At 76.3% G+C, this 18,267-nt stretch carries 19 protein-coding genes; 14 read left to right on the top strand and 5 right to left on the bottom strand.

The window, feature by feature from the left end:
• Nucleotides 1–12: 12 nt before the first annotated feature.
• Genes AB0C78_RS04910 through AB0C78_RS04885 form a run of 6 tightly spaced genes read left to right on the top strand, consistent with a single transcriptional unit; the run spans nt 13 to nt 4,966 of the window.
• Nucleotides 13–681, top strand: a complete 669-nt coding sequence (locus AB0C78_RS04910; RefSeq protein WP_360741756.1) for a glycosyltransferase family 2 protein — start codon at nt 13–15, stop codon at nt 679–681.
• On the top strand, nt 678–1,343 hold the full coding sequence (locus AB0C78_RS04905) for a TIGR04282 family arsenosugar biosynthesis glycosyltransferase (RefSeq protein ID WP_360741753.1): 666 nt from the start codon (nt 678–680) through the stop codon (nt 1,341–1,343). The genes AB0C78_RS04910 and AB0C78_RS04905 overlap by 4 nt, the downstream gene beginning before the upstream one ends.
• On the top strand, nt 1,340–1,957 hold the full coding sequence (locus AB0C78_RS04900; RefSeq protein ID WP_360741750.1) for a class I SAM-dependent methyltransferase: 618 nt from the start codon (nt 1,340–1,342) through the stop codon (nt 1,955–1,957). Before AB0C78_RS04905 ends, AB0C78_RS04900 begins: the two co-directional genes overlap by 4 nt.
• Entirely contained in the window at nt 1,933–3,105 is a 1,173-nt protein-coding gene (locus tag AB0C78_RS04895) for a molybdopterin-dependent oxidoreductase (protein WP_360741747.1), read from the top strand. Before AB0C78_RS04900 ends, AB0C78_RS04895 begins: the two co-directional genes overlap by 25 nt.
• The gene (locus AB0C78_RS04890) at nt 3,102–3,575 is read left to right on the top strand and encodes a hypothetical protein (protein ID WP_360741744.1); all 474 of its coding nucleotides are present in this window, start codon (nt 3,102–3,104) and stop codon (nt 3,573–3,575) included. Before AB0C78_RS04895 ends, AB0C78_RS04890 begins: the two co-directional genes overlap by 4 nt.
• Nucleotides 3,572–4,966: a hypothetical protein gene (locus tag AB0C78_RS04885; protein WP_360741742.1), complete on the top strand. Its 1,395-nt coding sequence runs from the start codon at nt 3,572–3,574 to the stop codon at nt 4,964–4,966. The genes AB0C78_RS04890 and AB0C78_RS04885 overlap by 4 nt, the downstream gene beginning before the upstream one ends.
• Before the next feature lie 34 nt (nt 4,967–5,000).
• On the opposite strand, the gene AB0C78_RS04880 is transcribed toward AB0C78_RS04885, so the two are convergent.
• The gene (locus AB0C78_RS04880) at nt 5,001–5,762 is read right to left on the bottom strand and encodes an SDR family oxidoreductase (RefSeq protein WP_360741739.1); all 762 of its coding nucleotides are present in this window, start codon (nt 5,760–5,762) and stop codon (nt 5,001–5,003) included.
• Nucleotides 5,763–5,833: 71 nt separating this feature from the next.
• On the opposite strand from AB0C78_RS04880, the gene AB0C78_RS04875 reads away from it, so the two are divergent.
• Entirely contained in the window at nt 5,834–6,733 is a 900-nt protein-coding gene (locus tag AB0C78_RS04875; RefSeq protein ID WP_360741736.1) for a LysR family transcriptional regulator, read from the top strand.
• Between the two features lie 115 nt (nt 6,734–6,848).
• On the top strand, nt 6,849–7,292 hold the full coding sequence (locus tag AB0C78_RS04870; protein ID WP_360741733.1) for a DoxX family protein: 444 nt from the start codon (nt 6,849–6,851) through the stop codon (nt 7,290–7,292).
• 50 nt (nt 7,293–7,342) lie between these two features.
• Here the strand turns inward: AB0C78_RS04870 and AB0C78_RS04865 are convergent, their stop codons facing one another.
• The gene (locus tag AB0C78_RS04865; RefSeq protein WP_360741730.1) at nt 7,343–8,365 is read right to left on the bottom strand and encodes a ketoacyl-ACP synthase III; all 1,023 of its coding nucleotides are present in this window, start codon (nt 8,363–8,365) and stop codon (nt 7,343–7,345) included.
• A 214-nt stretch (nt 8,366–8,579) separates the two neighbouring features.
• On the opposite strand from AB0C78_RS04865, the gene AB0C78_RS04860 reads away from it, so the two are divergent.
• The 3 genes from AB0C78_RS04860 to AB0C78_RS04850 all read left to right on the top strand — a co-directional run bounded on the left by AB0C78_RS04860 (nt 8,580) and on the right by AB0C78_RS04850 (nt 12,326).
• Nucleotides 8,580–9,683, top strand: a complete 1,104-nt coding sequence (locus tag AB0C78_RS04860; protein WP_360741727.1) for an acyltransferase domain-containing protein — start codon at nt 8,580–8,582, stop codon at nt 9,681–9,683.
• A 99-nt stretch (nt 9,684–9,782) separates the two neighbouring features.
• Nucleotides 9,783–11,588, top strand: coding sequence for an acyl-CoA dehydrogenase (locus tag AB0C78_RS04855; protein WP_360741724.1), 1,806 nt, complete (start codon nt 9,783–9,785; stop codon nt 11,586–11,588).
• 162 nt (nt 11,589–11,750) lie between these two features.
• Complete coding sequence (locus AB0C78_RS04850) at nt 11,751–12,326, top strand: TerD family protein (RefSeq protein ID WP_151546229.1); 576 nt, start codon at nt 11,751–11,753, stop codon at nt 12,324–12,326.
• Between the two features lie 63 nt (nt 12,327–12,389).
• Here AB0C78_RS04850 and AB0C78_RS04845 read toward each other — a convergent pair whose 3' ends face one another.
• A complete protein-coding gene (locus tag AB0C78_RS04845) occupies nt 12,390–12,812 on the bottom strand; it encodes a RidA family protein (protein WP_360741720.1) in 423 nt (140 codons plus the stop codon).
• Nucleotides 12,813–12,908: 96 nt separating this feature from the next.
• A complete protein-coding gene (locus tag AB0C78_RS04840; RefSeq protein WP_360741717.1) occupies nt 12,909–14,627 on the bottom strand; it encodes a class I adenylate-forming enzyme family protein in 1,719 nt (572 codons plus the stop codon).
• Nucleotides 14,628–14,838: 211 nt separating this feature from the next.
• On the opposite strand from AB0C78_RS04840, the gene AB0C78_RS04835 reads away from it, so the two are divergent.
• The 3 genes from AB0C78_RS04835 (at nt 14,839) to AB0C78_RS04825 (ending at nt 17,329) form a co-directional block, all read left to right on the top strand.
• Nucleotides 14,839–15,624, top strand: coding sequence for an HAD-IIA family hydrolase (locus tag AB0C78_RS04835; protein WP_360741715.1), 786 nt, complete (start codon nt 14,839–14,841; stop codon nt 15,622–15,624).
• A gap of 90 nt (nt 15,625–15,714) precedes the next feature.
• Nucleotides 15,715–16,665 carry a DUF3152 domain-containing protein gene (locus AB0C78_RS04830; RefSeq protein WP_360741712.1) on the top strand — a complete coding sequence of 317 codons (951 nt, stop codon included), beginning with the start codon at nt 15,715–15,717 and terminating at the stop codon, nt 16,663–16,665.
• Between the two features lie 43 nt (nt 16,666–16,708).
• Nucleotides 16,709–17,329: a YigZ family protein gene (locus AB0C78_RS04825; protein ID WP_360741709.1), complete on the top strand. Its 621-nt coding sequence runs from the start codon at nt 16,709–16,711 to the stop codon at nt 17,327–17,329.
• A 60-nt stretch (nt 17,330–17,389) separates the two neighbouring features.
• Here the strand turns inward: AB0C78_RS04825 and AB0C78_RS04820 are convergent, their stop codons facing one another.
• Nucleotides 17,390–18,178 carry an alpha/beta hydrolase gene (locus AB0C78_RS04820; protein WP_360741706.1) on the bottom strand — a complete coding sequence of 263 codons (789 nt, stop codon included), beginning with the start codon at nt 18,176–18,178 and terminating at the stop codon, nt 17,390–17,392.
• Nucleotides 18,179–18,267 lie beyond the last annotated feature (89 nt).

Below are 18,267 nucleotides of genomic sequence, written 5' to 3'. Positions count from 1 at the left end.
AGCGTCAGAGCCGTGATCGACGTGATTCTCCCGTGCCTCAACGAGGCGGAGGCCCTGCCGTGGGTGCTGTCGCGGATGCCCGCGGGCTTCCGCCCCCTGGTGGTCGACAACGCCTCCACCGACGGGTCCGCGCGCGTTGCCGCGGACCACGGCGCCGACGTGGTGCCCGCCGCGGCCCGCGGGTTCGGCGCCGCCTGCCACGCCGGGCTGCTGGCCGCCACCGCCGAGGTGGTGTGCGTCATGGACGCCGACGCCTCGCTGGACCCCGCCGAGCTGCCGCGCCTGGTCGCCGAGCTCGACCGGCTCGCGGCCGGCGGCGCGCCCGCGCTGGTGCTGGGGCGGCGCCGCCCGGCCGGGCGCGGCGCGTGGCCGCCGCACGCCCGGCTCGGCAACGCCGTCCTGGCACGGTCGCTGAACCGGCGCGCCGGCACCCGGCTGCACGACCTCGGCCCGATGCGCGCCGCGCCGCGCGCCGGGCTGCTCGCGCTGGAACTGGCGGACCGCCGGTTCGGCTACCCGCTGGAGATGGTGCTGCGCGCCGCCCGCGCGGGCTGGCGGATCGGTGAGCTGGACGTGGCGTACCTGCCGCGCACCGGCGAGTCGAAGGTGACCGGGACGCTCGGCGGGACGGTCCGCGCCGTCCGCGACATGCGCCGCGTCCTGGCGGAGGTCGCCCCGTGACCGCCCCGGACAGCGAGGCCGACCTGATCGTCATCGCCAAGGAGCCGGTGCCGGGACGGGTGAAGACCCGCCTGACCTCCGCCTACACGCCCGATGAGGCCGCCGCGCTGGCCGCGGCCGCGCTGCACGACACCCTCGCCGCGGTCGCCGCGACGCCGGCGCGCCGCCGCGTCCTCGCGCTGTCGGGGGCGTCGGGCCCGTGGCTGCCCCGCGGCTTCGCGGTGGTCGCGCAGCGCGGCGGCGGGCTGGACGAGCGGCTCGCGCACGCCTTCTCCGACGCCTACGACGGCCGCCCGCTCGTGCTGATCGGGATGGACACCCCGCAGGTCACGCCCGCGCTGCTGGCCCGCGCCGGGCGCGCGCTGCGCGGGCACGACGCGGTGTTCGGCGCGGCGCGCGACGGCGGGTTCTGGCTGCTGGGACTGCGCCGCCCCGACGAGCGGCTGCTGCTCGGCGTCCCGATGTCGCGCCCCGACACCGGAACGCTCCAGCTCGCCCGCCTGCACGCCGTCGGCCTCACCGTCGCGGCCATGCCGGAGCTGACCGACGTCGACACCCCGCCCGACGCCGAGGCCGTCGCCGCGCAGGCGCCCGGCGGCCGGTTCGCCGCGGCCGTCCGCGCCCTCGGGAGCAGGGTCGCCGAAGGGACCGTCCCGGCATGATCGGCGAACTGTACGAGGAGGCGCTGCGGGGCGCCGCGCCGGTGGAGATCGAGCACGCCGACGGCCGCCGACGGCCGCTGCCGGTACAGGACTGGCTGGCGCTGCGCCCCGGCGACGCCGAGCTGCTGGACCGCTGCCGGGGCGCCACCCTGGACGTCGGGTCGGGCCCGGGACGGCTGACGGCCGCGCTGGCCCGCCGCGGCCTGCCGGTGCTCGGCATCGACGTGGCGCCGCGCGCGGTCGCGCTGACGATCGCGGCGGGCGCCCCGGCCCTGTGCCGCGACGTGTTCGGGCGGGTGCCGGGCGCCGGGCGGTGGCGGACGGTGCTGCTGGCCGACGGCAACATCGGCATCGGCGGCGACCCCGCCGTACTGCTGCGCCGCGTCCTGGCGCTGCTGGGGCCGGGCGGCCGGGCGCTGGTGGAGGTGGACCCGCCGGGCGCCGGGTCGCGGACCGAGCCGCTGCGGCTGCGGTCGGGCCGCGCGGTCGGCGAATGGTTCCCCTGGGCGCACGTGTCCGCCGACGGCGCCGGCGCGCTGGCCGCCGCGTGCGCGGCCGAGATCACCGAACGGTGGGAGGAGGCCGGCCGATGGTTCGTCGCCCTGCGCTCCTGACCAGGCCGCTCCGCTCGCGGCTGCTGGCCCCGCCGGCGGCGCTGACGACGCTGCCCGAGCGCTTCACCAGCCGCCTGCACGACGAGCGCGTCGCCGCGTGGCTCGGCATCGCGCTCGGCGCCTGCTTCCTCGTCGCGTTCTGCACCGGGCTGGTCAGCCACCTGATGCAGAACCCGCCGAACTGGATGACGTGGCCGTCGCGCCCGGTGAACCTGTACCGGGTCACCCAGGGGCTGCACGTCATGACGGGCCTGGCGGCGGTGCCGCTGCTGCTGGCCAAGCTGTGGACGGTCTACCCGCGGCTGCTGCAGTGGCCGCCCGCCCGCTCCGCCGGGCACGCGGTCGAGCGGCTGCTGGTGTTCGTGCTCGTCGGCGGGTCGCTGTTCCAGCTGGTCACCGGCGTGATGAACATCGACTACTGGTACGCGTTCCGGTTCTTCTTCACCACCGCGCACTACTGGACCGCCTACATCATCATCGGCGCGCTGCTGATCCACATCGCCAACGAGTGGTCCAAGACGCGCCGCACCGTGATGACGCGGCCCACCGACGGGCTGCGCCGCCGCACGTTCCTGCTGACGGTGTTCGGCGCGAGCGGCGTCGTCGTCGCGACCACCGTGGGGGAGACGGTGTCGCCGCTGGCGCGGCTGGCGGTGCTCGCGCCGCGCCGTCCCGGGATCGGGTCGCAGGGCCTGCCGGTCAACAAGTCCGCCGCCGGGTCGGGCGTCACCGCGCTCGCCCGCGACCCGGGCTGGCGGCTCACCGTCACCGGACGCGTCCGGCGCGAGCTGACCCTGTCGCTGGCGCAGCTGCAGGCGATGCCGATGCGGACGGCGCGGCTGCCGATCGCGTGCGTGGAGGGCTGGAGCGCGGAGGCGACCTGGCAGGGCGTGCGGCTGCGGGACGTGCTGCGCATGGCGGGCGTCGACGACGACGCCGACGTCCGTGTCGAGTCGCTGGAGCGCTACGGCCTCTACCGCACCTCGGAGGTCCGGCCGCCGCACTGGCACGACCCCCTCACGCTGCTGGCGCTGCGGGTGAACGGCGAGCCGCTCGACCTCGACCACGGCTACCCGTGCCGGCTCATCGCACCGAACCGCCCCGGCGTCATGCAGACCAAGTGGGTCGAGCGGCTGGTGGTCCGGTGAACGCGCGCACGCTCACGCACGCGGCGACGTACGCGGGAGGACTGGCGCTGATCGGCTACGGGCTGAGCGGGATCGTCGCGGACGTCCCGGTCGGGCGCTGGGCGGCGTGGTTCGCGGGCGCCGCGGTCCTGCACGACGGGGTGCTGGTCCCGGCGGTGCTGGTCGCGGGCGCGGTGACGGGCTGGATCCCGGTCGCCTACCGGCGGGTGCTGCGCGGCGCGCTGCTGGTCGCGGCGTGCGTGACGGCGGTGGCGATCCCGCTGGTGCTGGGCTACGGGCGCCGCCCGGACGTCCCGTCGCAGCTGCCGCTGCCCTACGGCCGCAACCTCGCGATCGTCGTCGGCGTGATCGGCGCCGTGGCGGTCGCGGTGCTGGCGGCGCGGATGCTCACCCGGAGCCGCCGCCGGGACGCCGCGGGCGGCGGCGCGCACCGCGCCGTCCCGCCGCCGAAGAGGGAGCGGGGCAAATGACCGCCACCGACACCCGCGCCCCGGCCGCGGCGGCCCCGGACGCCGGGCGCGGGACCCGTCCGGGATGGATCGCCGTGGCGGTGTGGGCGGCGGGCATCGCGGCGGTGTTCACGGTCGGCTGGTACCTGCGGCGCGCCGGGCTCGCCACCGAGGACGCGCTGCCGCCGCTGCACGCGCGGGCGCGCTCGCATCCGCTGACCTGGCGGATGGCTCCGGCCATCGTGGCGGCCGCCGCGCTGGTGGCGGTGCTGCCGTGGGCGGCGTCGCGGCTGCGGTGGCGGACGCTGCTGCCGGCCGCGTGGGCGGGCGCCGCGCTGTGGGCGGTCGCGCTCGCCGCCTGCGACGGCTGGGGCGCGCTCGCCCGGCCGCTGGACGCGCCGACCGAGTACCCGGCGGGCCTGGCGCAGGTGCGGCCGGACCCGCTGGAGTGGCTGCGGACGTTCACCGAGCGGCTCGGCGGCTACACCACGCACGTGCGGGGGCATCCGCCGCTGCCGACGCTGGCGCTGTTCGCGCTGGAGAAGGCGGGGCTGCCCGGCACCGGGTGGGCGGCGGCGTTCGTCATCGCGTCGGGCGCCTCGGCGGTCGCCGCGATCGCGGTGACGCTGCGGTGCGTCGCGGGGGAGCGGGCGGCGCGGGCGGCGGTGCCGTTCCTGGTGCTGGCGCCGCTGGCGCTGTGGGTCGCGACCGCGATGGACGCGTTCTTCCTCGCCGTCGCCGCGTGGGGGACCGCGCTGGCGGCGGTCGCCGCCCGCCGCGCCGGTCCCGTCTCGGCGGCCGTCGCGGCGGTGGCCGGCGGGGTGCTGCTGGGAAGCCTGCCGTACCTGTCGTACGGTCTGCTGCCGCTGTTCGCGGTGCCGCTGGCTGTGCTGCTGCTGTCCCGTCCGCGCCCGCGGGTGCTGGCGTGCCTGGTCGCGGGGCTGGTGGTGGTGCCGGCCGCGTTCACGCTGCTGGGGTTCTGGTGGCCGGACGGCGTCCGCGCCACCCTGGACACCTACCTCGTCAGCCGCGGCTCGGCGCAGCGGTCCTACGCCTACTTCCTGTTCGGCGACCTCGCAGTGCTGGGGCTGCTGACGGGCCCCGCGGTCGCGTACGCGCTGCCGCGCGCGGCGGGCGCGCTGTGGCGCGCCGCCCGGACCAGGGCGCTGTCCCCGGCGGCCGCGGTGGCGCTGCCGGCGTGCGCGGCGCTGCTGGGCGTGGTCGTGCTGGACCTGTCGGGGGTGACGAAGGGCGAGGTCGAGCGGATCTGGGTGCCGTTCGCGGCGTGGCTGGTGGCGGCCGCGTCGCTGCGGGCCGCCGGGCCCGTGCCGGGCGCGGGGTCGCGGTGGTGGCTGGCGGCGCAGGCGGCCACGGCGCTCGCCGTCCAGGCGCTGGTCCTGTCCCCGTGGTGACCGGGCGGCCGGCCCGTGTCACCACGGGGACGGGTCACCAGGGGACGGGGCCGTCGTCGTCGAAGAACCCGCCGGTCGGGCCGCCGTCCGGCAGGGTCGCCATCCGGATCGCGATCGCGGCGCCCTGCTCGGCGGTGCGGGTGATGGTGCGGCCCGCGCGGATGTGCTCGGTGGCGAAGTCGGTGGCGCAGGCGCCGGGCGCGACCGCGTTGACCAGGATGCCGGTGTCGCGCAGCTCCTTGGCGTACTGGACGGTCAGCATGTTCAGCGCGGTCTTGGACTGCGGGTAGGACGCCACGGCGCCCAGGTTCCAGAAGTAGTGGTCCGGGTCGGTCATGTGGGCCAGCGACCCGGTGCCGCTGGAGACGTTGACGATCCGCGCGGCGGGGGAGCGGCGCAGCAGCGGCAGCAGCGCGTTGGTCACCCGCATCACGCCGAACAGGTTCGTCTCGAACACCCGGCGGGTGCGGTCCAGGTCCGCCTCGGACGGCAGGTCGCGGACGCCGCCGGAGATGCCGGCGTTGTTCACCAGCACGTCGAGGCGGCCCGGCGCGGCGGTCACCGCGCCGGCGGCGGCCCGCACGCTCGCGTCGTCGGTGACGTCCAGCGGGACGAACCGGACGTCGTGCCCGTCGTCGCGCAGATCCGCCGCCGCCTTCTCGCCGAGGTCGGGGTTGCGGGCGGCGAGCAGCACGGTCATCCCGCGCGCCGCGAGGCCTTCGGCGATGGCGCGGCCGATCCCCTTGTTCGCCCCGGTGACCAGGGCGACCTTGTCGTCGTTCGGTGTCTCGGTCATGTCCTTCACTCCACCATCGCCCCCGGGCCCGACTCCAACACCGACCGGACCCCGATCGATACCCTGGAGGTATGGATGTGGTGGAGACGCGGGAGCTGGCCTACTTCGTGGAGGTCGCCCGGGAGCTGCACTTCGGGCGGGCCGCCGAACGGCTCGGCATCGCCCAGCCGCCGCTGTCGCGCGCGATCGCCCGGCTGGAGCGGCGGCTCGGCGTCCGGCTGCTGGAGCGCACCAGCCGCCGGGTGACGCTGACCCCGGCGGGGGAGACGCTGCTGGCCGAGGGCGGCGCGGCGCTGGCGGCCGTCGAGGCCGCGGTGCGCCGCACCCGCCGGGCCGGCGGGTCCGGGGCGCGGCTGGCGCTGGCGATGAAGCCCGGCGGGGACGGCGGCGGGCTGCTGCCGGAGATCCTCGCCGGGTACGAGCGGGAACCGGAGGCGCCGCCGGTGGAGATGGTGTTCGGCTACGGCGCGCGGCAGGCGCTGGACGACGGCCGCGCCGACGCCGCCCTGCTGTACGCGCCGCGCGCCGACCTGACCGGCCTGGCCGTCGAGGAGCTGGTGGTGGAACCGCAGGTCGTCGTCGTGCCCCGGACGCACCGGCTGGCGGGCCGGGCGCAGGTGTCGATGGCCGACCTGGACGGTGAGGTGCTGCCGCGGACCCCGTACCGGCCGGACGGCGACGGGCCGATGGTGACCGAGGGGGGCCAGGTGATGCAGCTGATCGCGCTCGGCCGGATGGTGGCGGTGCTGCCCCGCTCCTACCGGCGGCTGCTGCGCGACGACCTGACGGCGGTGCCGGTGCCCGACGCGCCGCCGACGACGCTGGTGCTGGCGTGGCCGGAGGAGTCGCGGTCGCGGGCGCTGGCGGCGTTCGTCCGCGTCACCGCCGCGGTCGCCGCCCGCCACAACGCCCGCGAGGCGCCCGCCGGCGCCGGTGCGGGGGCGCTCCGGGCGGTCGCTGACCTGCGCTGACGCGGTCCGCGAAAAAACTCGGAGAAAAAATCCGGCGGGATGTCGATCCGGCGTCCGCCCGTGCGACGCGTCAGTGAAGGCACGAGACGAGCACGTCGCACGGAAGGACACCGCCATGACCGTCACCCAGATCCTCGCCGCCCCCGCCACCGGCACCGTCGAGGGCCGCCGCCGCGTCCTGCGCCGCGTCCTGTGGGCCGCGCAGGCCCTCATCGCCGCGTTCCTGTTCTTCGCCTCGGCGATGCCGAAGTTCGCCGGGCAGGCCGACGCGGTCGAGACCTTCGCCCGGATCGGCTGGGGGCAGTGGTTCCGGTACGTGACCGGGGCCGTCGAGGCCGCCGGCGCGATCGGGCTGGTGGTCCCGCGGCTGGCCGGGTTCGCCGCGACCGCGCTGATCGGCCTGCTGGCCGGCGCGGTCCTCACCCACCTGCTGGTGCTGGACGCCGCGTGGGCGCTGTTCCCCGCCGCGCTCGCGGCCGTCTGCGCGGTGATCGGCTGGGACCGCCGCGCCGAGACCCGCGACCTGCTGCGCTCGGTCGCCGGCCTGCTCGGCCGGTGACGGCCCCGGCGCGGCGGGGGCGGGCGGCGCGGCCGCCCGCCCCTGAGGCGTCAGGCGGCGGGCCAGGTGATGAGGGTGTGGCCCCAGGTCAGCCCCGCGCCGAACCCGGCGAGCAGCACCAGGTCGCCGCCGCCGACGCGGCCGGTCCGCACGGCCCGGTCGAGCGCGTAGGGGAGGCTGGCGGCGCCGATGTTGCCGACGTCCTCCCCGGCGATCATCAGCTGCGCGGGGTCGAGGCCGGCGCGCCCGGCCAGCGAGGCCACCAGCCGTGGGTTGGGCTGGTGCGGGACGACCAGGGCGAGGTCGGCGGGCTTGATCCCGGCGTCCTCGCACGCCTCGGCGACCAGCCGGGGCAGCATCTCGGCGATGAAGCCGCGGACGGCGCGGCCGTCCATGTGGATGGTGTGGCCAAGATCGGCCAGCGTTTCGGCGGCGGCGGGGAGGCGGGAGCCGCCGGCGGGGATGAGGACGTCGCCGGCGCGGGTGCCGTCGGAGCCGAGCGTCACCGGCCCGATGCCGTAGGGGGCGGGGACGGGCCCGACGACCGCGGCGGCGGCGCCGTCGCCGAACAGCGCGGCGGTGCCGCGGTCGGCGGGGTCGAGGAACCGCGAGTACACCTCGACGCCGATGACCAGCGCGTACGGGGCGGCGCCGCGCTGGGCGGCGAGCCAGCCGAGCGCGGCCTGCAGCCCGAACACGAACCCGGTGCAGGCGGCGGCGACGTCGAAGGCGGCGGCGCCGCGAGCGCCGAGCAGCGCCTGCACGCGGCAGGCGGTGGAGGGGCCGAGCTCGTCGGGGGTGGAGGTGCCGAGGACGATCAGCCCGACGTCGGCGGGGCGCAGCCCGGCCGCGTCGAGGGCGTCGCGCGCGGCGGCGGCGGCGAGGTCGGAGGCGGCCTGCCCGGGAGCGGCGACGTGTCGGCTGCGGATGCCGGTGCGCTCCTCGACCCAGTCGTCCTCCAGGCCGAGCGAGCGCGCCACCTCGGTGCTGGGCACGCGCCGTTCCGGCAGGTAGGAGCCGGTGCCGCGGATCGCCCACCGGGTGTGCGCGGGCTGCTGGTCGCTCCAGGTCATGCGTCGCTCCCCCCAGCCGGCGGTGAGGCCGGCGGTCGTGGCCGGGCGCGGCGCGGCGGGGGCCGCGCTGCGGTCCGTCCGTTGCACCGACGGTTGCCAGGCCGATTCCATGAGTGAATAATCCCATTTCAGGATTTGTGTTCCATAACTCCTCGTTAAGCGGCCTTTATCCGAAAAGAAAAGAGAGCCTTCCTTCCAGGTAAGGAGACCTCGCGTGTCCCACTCCTCTTTCCATCCGGACGGCCCCTTCGACCCCGCCGGGGAGCTCAAACCCGATGACGTCTGCGCGTTCCTGTTCGCCGGGACCGGCTCGGCAGGCGTCCCCGACCTGCCCTCGCTGGCACGTTCCGGGCCCGCCGCCGCACGCGCCGCCGCCGACGTCCTGGACGCCGTCCAGGAGGGCCTGCCGGACGGGTGGCCGTCGATGCGCGCGATCCTGCTGGAGGACCCCGCCGGGTACCGGGCGGCGGCCCGCGCCCCCGGCGTCGCCCAGCTCGCCGGCTACGCCTCCTCCGTCGCCGTCGACCGCGCGCTGCGCGCGATGGGCGTGCAGCCCGGCTTCGCCGTCGGGCAGAGCTTCGGGGAGATCGCCGCGATGGTCTGCGCGGGCGTGTTCGCCATCGCCGACGGCGCCCGGATGGCCGTCAGCCTCGTCGACGTCCTCGCCCGGCGCGGCGCGGGCGGCGGGATGGCGCTGCTGGAGGCCGGCGAGGACGGCGCCCGCGCCTGCATCGGCGCCGCCGGCGCGCCCGAGGTCGTCGTCGCGTGCCTGAACGCCCCGTCGGTCACCGTCGTGTCGGGTCCCGACGCGCCGCTGGAGGCGGTGCTGGCCGCCGCCCGCGACACCGGGGTGCGGGCCGTCCGGCTCGCCGTGCCCTACCTGTCGCACCATCCCGCGATGGCCGGTGCCGACGACGAGTGGTACTCGGTCATCCGCGCGTTCCCGCAGCGGCCGCTGGAGCTGGCTGTGCACTCCCCGGTGCGCGGCCGCGCCTACCGCGACGACGACGACCTGCACCGCGCGCTGGCCGACTGCATCGTCAAGCCCGTCCGGCTGCCGGAGACGCTGCGCGCCGTGCACGCCGCCGGCGCGACGGTGTTCGCCGAGGCCGGGTCGGGCAACGCGCTGTGCCAGTGCGCCCGCCTCAGCGTCCCGGACGCGCACACCTTCCTGGTGCCGCTGCGCGACCGGCCCCGCCAGGACGTGCCGCGCCCCCGCACCACCGAGACCGCGCCCGGCGCCGCCGAGGCGATCGGGCCGGACGGCCCGCCGGTCGGCAAGTCCGCGCCCGGCATCACCCCCGACCCGCAGGCCTGACCCGCGCAGGCCCGCCCCCCGGGCCCGTACCCCGGCCCGCTCCCGCTTCCGCCCGCCCCCCTCAGCCCGACCACTCCGTCCCGACAGGAGAGCAGCGCGATGGGCATGTCCATGGGCACCTCCCCCGATGGCGACCTCGCCGGTTTCGTGCGCGGCGCGTCCCCCGGCCCCAAACTCCGCGAACGGCTCGCCGACGCCGTCCCCGAGGAGTTCTTCACCTACCCCGGCGGGCTCACCGCCCGCGACCACCAGGCCCTCACCTACGCGCGGCTGCGGCGCGCCGGGCTCGCCGCGCCGCCCGCCTCCGAGCTGCTGGACGACCCGCCGGCGCTGTGCGCGCTGCTGGAACGCGCCGCGATCGCCGACCCGGCGCTGTTCCACGTGATGCTGCTGCACTACACCCTCGCGCTCGGCCCCGTCATCCGGTTCGGCACCGCCCAGGACGGCCCGAGCGCCGCCCGCGAGGCCCTGGAGTCGATGGACTCGTTCGGGACGCTGCTGATGACCGAGGTCGGCCGCAGCAACAGCCACCTGTCGCCGCGCACCGTCGCCCGCCACGACCCCGCCACCGGCGGGTTCGTGCTGCACACCCCCGACGTGCAGGCCGCCAAGTTCCCCACCAGCACCGCCCACCCCGACCTGCCCAAGACCGCCTGCGTCTACGCCACGCTCGTGCACGGCGGCGAGGAGCGCGGGGTGTTCGTGTTCACGGTGCCGGTCCGCGGCCCCGACGGGACCGTCCCGCCCGGCGTGCGGGTCGTGCCGGCGCCCGAGACCACCGGGCTGCAGGTCGACTACGCGGCCGTGCTGCTGGAGGACCTGCACGTCCCCTACGAGGCGTGGCTGCGCGACGGCGCCCGCATCGACGCCGACGGCTCCTTCCACGACCCCGCCGGATCGCCGGGAGCGCGGCTGACCCGCTCGATGGGCATCGCACCGGCGGTGTGGCGCGCGGTGATCTCCGCGTCCGCCGCGATCACCCGCGCGTCCGCCGGGATGCTGCTGGCGCACTCGGCGGGCCGCTCCACCCTCGGCCGCCTCGCGCCGCGCCGCCCGCTGACCGACTACCGCAACCAGCAGGAGGCGGTGCTGGGCGCGCTGGCGTCGGCGTACGCGCTGACCGCCGTCGCCGCGCACGTCAAGGCCCGCCGGACCTCCGCCGACGTCCCCGCCGGCGGGCCGGAGACCGCGTGGGCGCCGTGGTCGGCGGTCGACCGGGACCTGGCGCTGCTGAAGGCGGCGTCCACCGTCACCGCGCAGGAGACGGTGTCGATGTGCCGGGTGCACTCGGGCGCACCCGGTTTCGCGGCCGTGGAGCGCCTCAACGCCTACCGGGGCCTCACCCACGCCTACATGAACGCCGGCGGCGACAACGAGCTGATCCTGTACGACACGGCGAGGGCGATGGCCGACCTGGACCGCTACACCCCGCCCGAGGCGGTGCCGGGCCCGCCGGACGGCGGGGACCTGGACTCGCCGCGGGTGCCGCTGTTCCTGGCGCGCGAGGCCGAGCGGCGGATGCGCGACGCGCTCGCCGCCCGGGTCCGGGCCGCCGCCGACGCGGGCGCCGACCCGTTCACCGCCTGGAACGACAACCTCGTGCTCGCCGCGCGGACCGCGACCGCGTGCGCCGACCGCGTCATGCTGGAGATCTGCGACGCCGCCGCCGAGTCGGGCCCGGCGGCGCTGCGGCCGGTGCTGCGCCTGCACGCGCTGAACTGGATGGCGCGCCGCGCCGACGGCCTGCTGGACGAGGGCGTCGTGCCGCCGGGATGGCTGCAGGAGGTGGACGCGGCGCGGCGGCGGGCCTGCGACGGGCTCGCGCCGCGCGCCGGGGAGCTGGCGGCGGCGTTCGAGCTCCCGCCGGTGATCACCGCGCCGACGGCGTTCCTCACCGGCGGCTGACCCGCTGCGGCTCATGATCGGCGTGGCGTGCGGGCGCGAATCCGCACGCCACGCCGGTCATCGGCGAAACCGCCGGGGGAACCGGCGGGGACTGGCTACCGTTCTGCTAAGACAGGCCGCGGGTGAGGGTCATCCGCCCGGTCCGATACGGAGGTAGGCACAGTGGGAGTCAGTCTGAGCAAGGGCGGCAACGTCTCGTTGACCAAGGAGGCTCCCGGACTGACCGCGGTCGTGGTGGGTCTGGGCTGGGACGTGCGCACCACCACCGGAACCGACTTCGACCTGGACGCCAGCGCGCTGCTGTGCTCGGCGGAGAACAAGGTGCTGTCGGACCAGCACTTCGTGTTCTTCAACAACCTGAAGAGCCCGGACGGGTCGGTGGAGCACACCGGCGACAACCTGACCGGCGAGGGCGAGGGCGACGACGAGCAGATCAAGGTGGACCTGCAGGCGGTCCCGGCCGAGGTCGCCAAGATCGTGTTCCCGGTGTCGATCTACGACGCCGACGGCCGGCAGCAGAGCTTCGGGCAGGTCCGCAACGCCTTCATCCGGGTGGTGAACCAGGCCGGCGGCGGGGAGATCGCCCGCTACGACCTGTCGGAGGACGCCTCCACCGAGACCGCGATGGTGTTCGGGGAGCTGTACCGCAACGGCGCGGAGTGGAAGTTCCGCGCGGTCGGCCAGGGGTACGCCTCGGGGCTGGCGGGCATCGCCGCCGACTTCGGCGTGAACGTCTGACGGTGATCCGGTGCGAAGGGGCGGGGCCCGGAGCCCCGCCCCTTCCGCGTTGCTTGGGGGCGGTCAGGCGGCGGGGACGACGGCGAGGGCCTCCACCTCGATGAGCAGGTCGTCGCGGACCAGCCCGGACACCTGGATCAGCGACGCGGCGGGGTCGACGCCGTCGGGCAGCATCTCCGCGCGGACGGCGCGCACCACGCCGACCTTCGACGCGTCGCGCAGGAAGTAGCCGAGCCGGATCACGTGCTCCCAGCGTGCGCCGGCGGCGGCGAGCGCGGCCTGCAGGTTGGTGAACACCTGCCGGGTCTGGGCCTCCAGGTCGCCGGGGCCGACGAGGTTCCCGTCGCCGTCCAGGGCGATCTGGCCGCTGGCGACGACGAGGCGCCCGGGCACGTCCACCGAGACGACGTGGCTGTAGCCGGGGCCGGGCGCCAGGTCCGGGGCGTTGATCCGGCGGATCCCGCCGGCGGGTCGTTGTTCGCTCACAAGATCACGTTACCCGGCGCGCCCGGGGGTGGACGGGCGCGCCGGTGCCCGTGAGGGGAGCGGCGGGCCGGGGTGGACGGTGGGCGGGGCGGCGGGTCAGCCGAGCAGCTCGCTGCGCAGCCGGGTCTTGAGGATCTTCCCGCCGGGGTTGCGGGGCAGGCCCTCGTCGCGGAACCAGAAGTGGACGGGCACCTTGAACGCGGCGATCCGCTCGCGCAGGAACGCCTGGATCTCCTCGGGGGCCGGCGAGGTGCCGGGGCGGGGGACGACGACGGCGCCGACCTCCTCGCCGAGGACGTCGTGCGGGACGCCGATGACGGCGCAGTCGGCGACGGCGGGATGCTCGTAGAGGGCGGCCTCGACCTCGGCGCAGTAGATGTTCTCGCCGCCGCGGATCAGCATGTCCTTGGCGCGGTCGACGATGTAGACGAACCCGTCGGCGTCGACGCGGGCCAGGTCGCCGCTGTGGAACCAGCCGTCCGCGAACGCCTGCGCGGTCGCCTCCGGCTTGTTCCAGTACCCCTTGATCACGTTGGGGCCGGCGATGAGCAGCTCGCCGACCTCGCCGGGCGGCAGGTCCTCGCCGGTGGCGGGGTCGACGACCCGCACGTCGCAGACCGCGACGGGCGGGCCGACGCTGTCGGGGTGCTCCAGGTAGTTCACGCCGCCGTTGTAGGTGGTGACCGAGGAGGTCTCGGTGAGGCCGTAGCCGTTGCCGGGGACCCGCTGCGGCAGCCGCTCCTTGATCTTGTCGACGAGGGCGGGCGCGGCGGGCGCGCCGCCGTAGCTGACGCCGGTGAGGCTGGAGGTGTCGTACTTGTCGAAGTCGGGGGAGGTCAGCACCTGCCAGGCCATCGTCGGCACGCCGCCGAACCCGGTGACGCGCTCGCGCTCGATCAGCTCCAGCGCCTTGGTGACGTCCCACTTGTACATCAGCACGACGGTGCCGCCCTGCAGGGCGCTGGACACCAGCACCGAGTGGCAGCCGGTGGCGTGGAAGAACGGGACGCTCAGCAGGGTGACGCGCGGCTGCGGCGTGGTGAGCTGCTCGATCGTGGCGCCGGCGCGCACGCCCGCCGACAGCAGGCCGTAGGCGAGGCTGACCGGGTTGGTGGTGATGTTGCGGTGGGTGCCGAGGGCGCCCTTGGAGCGTCCGGTGGTGCCGGAGGTGTAGAAGATCGTGGCGTCGTCCTCGGGGCCGATCTCCACGTCCGGGAGGCCGTCGGCGCCGTCGTCCAGGGCGCGGGCGAGGGCGGTGTCGAAGGCCTCGCCGCCGGCGGGCGGGTCGCCGCCCGGGCGGGCGACCAGCAGCGGGATGCCGAGGCCGGGCAGCACGCCGGCGAGGCGCTCGGCGCGCTCGGCGTCGGCGACGAGGAGCCGGGCGCCGCTGTCGCGCAGCCCGTACTCCAGCTCGTCGGCGCTCCACCAGGCGTTCAGCGGGACGACGACGGCGCCGGCGACGGCGGCGCCGAAGAACGCCACCGACCATTCGGGGTAGTTGCGCATCGCGATCGCGACCCGGTCGCCCTTGGCGATGCCGTACTCGGCCGCCAGCAGCCGCCCGAACGCCGCGGCGCGGCGGTGGTGCTCGGCGAAGCTGAGCCGGTCGTCCTCGTAGACCAGGAACGGGGCGTCGCCGTGCCCGCGCGAGAGCTCCAGGACGTCCCGCAGGGTGGTCGGGGCGTTCTTCCAGACGCGGGTCCGCACGCCGCGGATGTCGACCTCGTCCATCTCGAAGAGCTGGCCCGGGGCCGTCAGCCGGGCTCTGACCTCGGCGATCGTCAGCTCGGGGCCGTTGTTCTCGCGGCTCTGCACGCGCGCCTCCCGCGGACTGCACCGGCGCGCCGCCGAGCGGCCCTTTCACCGAACACGGTTCGGCGCACCGTGGGGCAAATCTATGATTTGTCTCACTCGCCGGTCAACGGTCCGCGCGGACGCCCCCGGTCGCCCCCCGGTCGCCGCCCGGACGCCCCCAGGCGGCCCCGGACCGTTCCACGTGACGATCTCCACCTGCGACAATGGGGACATGACCGAGCGCAAGCCGATCGAGTACTGGCTGTCGGACATGGACGGCGTGCTGGTGCACGAGGGCCACCCCGTCCCCGGCGCCGACGAGTTCATCCGCAGGCTCGCCGCCTCCGGCAAGCCGTTCCTCGTGCTGACCAACAACTCGATCTACACCCGCCGCGACCTGTCGGCCCGGCTGGCCGCGCTCGGGCTGCAGGTCCCGGCCGAGTTCATCTGGACCTCGGCGCTGGCCACCGCCCGGTTCCTGGCCGACCAGCGGCCCGAGGGGTCGGCGTACGTGATCGGGGAGGCGGGGCTGACCACGGCGCTGCACGAGGCCGACTACGTCCTCACCGACATCAGCCCCGACTACGTGGTGCTGGGCGAGACCCGCACCTACAGCTTCTCCCAGATCACCCAGGCGATCCGGCTGATCGAGGGCGGCGCCTGGTTCGTGGCGACCAACCCCGACCCGGTCGGCCCGTCCCAGGAGGGCTCGCTGCCCGCCTGCGGCGCCGTCGCAGCCATGATCACCCGCGCGACGGGGGTGGAGCCGTACTTCGTCGGCAAGCCCAACCCGCTGATGATGCGGACCGCGCTGAACGTCGTCGGCGGGCACAGCGAGCAGACCGCGATGGTCGGCGACCGGATGGACACCGACATCGTCGCCGGCGTGGAGGCGGGCCTGGAGACGATCCTGGTGCTGACCGGGGTGACCCGCAAGGACGAGGTGGGCCGCTTCCCGTTCCGCCCGCACCGGGTGGTGCCCTCGATCGCCGACCTGATCGACCTGATCGACGCCTGACCGGCCGCGGCCCGGCCGCAGGCCGGCGTCGCACCGTTTCCGGACCGATACGATCAAGGCGAGATCGACGATAGGCGCCGTCGTGCGTTCGTGCAGGTCGAGGGCTCGGTGGCGCGCGGCGGGATCGGCCGGCGGGTCCGCCGCCCGTCCTGCCGCCGGACGCCCGCGGGCGCCCTGGCCGAGCGGAGCGCCGTGCACCCCCTTCAGGACCCTCCCGCCCCCTCGGGCCCGCCGGGCGGCGGGCTGCGGCGGCGCCGCACCGCGGTGGCGGTCGGCGTCGTGGCGGTGCTGGGCGCCGGTGCCGCCGGCGCCTGGCTGACGCTGGGCCGTGACGACGACCGCGTCCCGGCCGCCGCTGCCCCGACCTCGGGAGCGGCCTCGGCGCCGTCGTCACCGGCGTCGTCCCCGTCGGCGTCCGGGCGGTCACCGGGCGGGCCGGGCAGGGCGGGCAAGACGGCTGTGCAGGGGCCGATGGTGAACGGCCGCCGCCAGCCGCCCCGCGTCCGCATTCCCCGGTCGGCGAGCGGCCGATACGCGGTGGTTCCGGGCACGGCGAAGCCGAAGGGGACGCGCGGCACCCTCGTCCGGTACACCGTGGAGGTCGAGCGGGGCCTGCCGATCACGGGCGCGGACTTCGCGGCGGAGGTCCAGCGGGTCCTCAACGACCCGCGCAGCTGGGGACACGGCGGCACCATGCGGTTCGAGCGGGTCGGCCGGGGGCCGGTGCGGTTCCGGGTGTCGCTGTCGAGCCCGGCGCTGACCGACCGGATGTGCGCGCCGCTGGTCACCGGCGGGGAGCTGTCGTGCCGGCAGGGGAACCGCTCGGTCATCAACGCGCTGCGTTACGGCGAGGGCGCCGCGTCCTACGGCCGCGACCTGGCCTCCTACCGCGAGTACGTGATCAACCACGAGGTCGGGCACGCGCTCGGCCACGGCCACCTGCAGTGCCCGGGCAAGGGGCGTCCCGCGCCGGTGATGGTGCAGCAGACCAAGTCGCTGTACGGGTGCGCCCCGAACCCGTGGCCGTTCCCCAAGGGCTGAGCCCGGCCGCCGGGGCGGCGCGGCGCCTAGACTCGGGGCCGACATGCGCATGATCAGAGGCGGGGGCTCCCGCGAGCTGGAGATCCGCCGGTCCCGGTTCGTGTGCACGCTGGCGCGCGCGTCCGGCGAGGCCGAGGCGGTGGAGTTCCTGGCGCGGCACCGCCGCGCGCACCGCGACGCCACCCACAACTGCTCGGCGTACGTGGTCGGCGAGCACGGCGAGATCACCAAGAGCAGCGACGACGGGGAGCCGGCCGGGACGGCGGGGATCCCGATGCTGGAGGTGCTGGTGCGGCGGGGCCTGACCGGCACGGTCGCGGTCGTCACCCGCTACTTCGGCGGGGTGAAGCTCGGCGCGGGCGGGCTGGTGCGCGCCTACGGGCAGGCGGTGTCGGAGGCGGTCGACGCGGTCGGGGTGGTGGAGCTGCGGCCGGTGCTGACGGTGACGGTGCGGGTGGAGCACGCGCTGGCGGGGCGGTTCCTGGGGGATCTGCACGGCCGCGGCGTGCAGCCGTCCGACGTCCGCTACGGCGCGGCGGTGGAGGCGGACGTGGCGGTGCCGCTGGCGGAGGTGGAGGCGTTCGAGGCGTGGGCGGCGCAGGTCACCGCGGGCCGCGCCGAGGTGTCCCGCGGCGCGCCCGGCCACATCGAAGTACCGGTCTGAGGGACGTACCCACCCCGGCGTGCGGACCCGGGTGGGGGCCCGCACGCCGGGGTGGGGCGGTCACCCGGTGAGGAAGTCCTCCAGGGCGGGGGCGAGGACGTCGGGTGCGACGTCGTGGGTCTGGCCGTCCAGGACGCGGTGCGCGCCGGCGGGCAGGAGCCCGGCCAGGCGGCGGGCGGCGTCGCGCATCCAGGCCGGGCTCGCGCCGCCGGCCAGCACCAGCGCCGGGACGGTGACGGCGGCGGCGGTCGCGGCGGGCAGGATCCCTCCGGCGGCGTCGTCCATGACGGCCGAGTCGTAGGCGAGGGTCGGCGCGAGCGCCTCCAGGGCGGGCCACATGGGGGCGTTGCGCATCTGGGCGAGGAGTTCGGCGGGCATGCCGACACCGGTCATGAACAGCTCCAGGGCGTCGCCGCGGCGGCCCTGCTCCAGGCGGCGGTTCAGCTCGGCGGCGTGCTCGCGGGTCCGCCGGATCCGGTCGGGCTCGTCGGGGGTGAACGGCGGCTCGTAGAGGGCGAGGCGCGTGATCGGCAGGCCGTGCGCGGCGGCCCGCAGGGCCAGCACGGCGCCCGAGGACATCCCGTACACCGCGGCCTGCCCGCCGACGGCGTCGATGACGGCGGCCAGGTCCTCGATCTCGCGTTCGACGGCGTAGGGGGCGGTGTCGCCGCTGCCGCCGCGCCCCCTGCGGTCGTAGGCGACGACGGTGCGGCGGCCCGCGAGCAGCGCGGCGAGCGGCGCGGCCGACCCGCGGTCGTTGAGCGCGCCGCCCACGCACACCAGGGCCGGTCCGTGGCCGGTGCGGTCGTAGGCGATGGGGGTGCCGTCCTTGGAGTGCACGGTGTCCATGAGCGGTGTCCTTCCGGATGCGTCGGGGCGAGCCGCCGGGTGCGGCCCGTTCGTGCCACCGACGCACGGGCGGGCCGCGGACGGACACC

The sequence above is a fragment of the Actinomadura sp. NPDC048394 genome, from assembly GCF_040651755.1.
GTDB lineage: Bacteria > Actinomycetota > Actinomycetes > Streptosporangiales > Streptosporangiaceae > Spirillospora > Spirillospora montaniterrae.
Note: the sequence above shows the minus strand (reverse complement) of the source record. Positions and strands in the feature narration are given on the sequence as shown.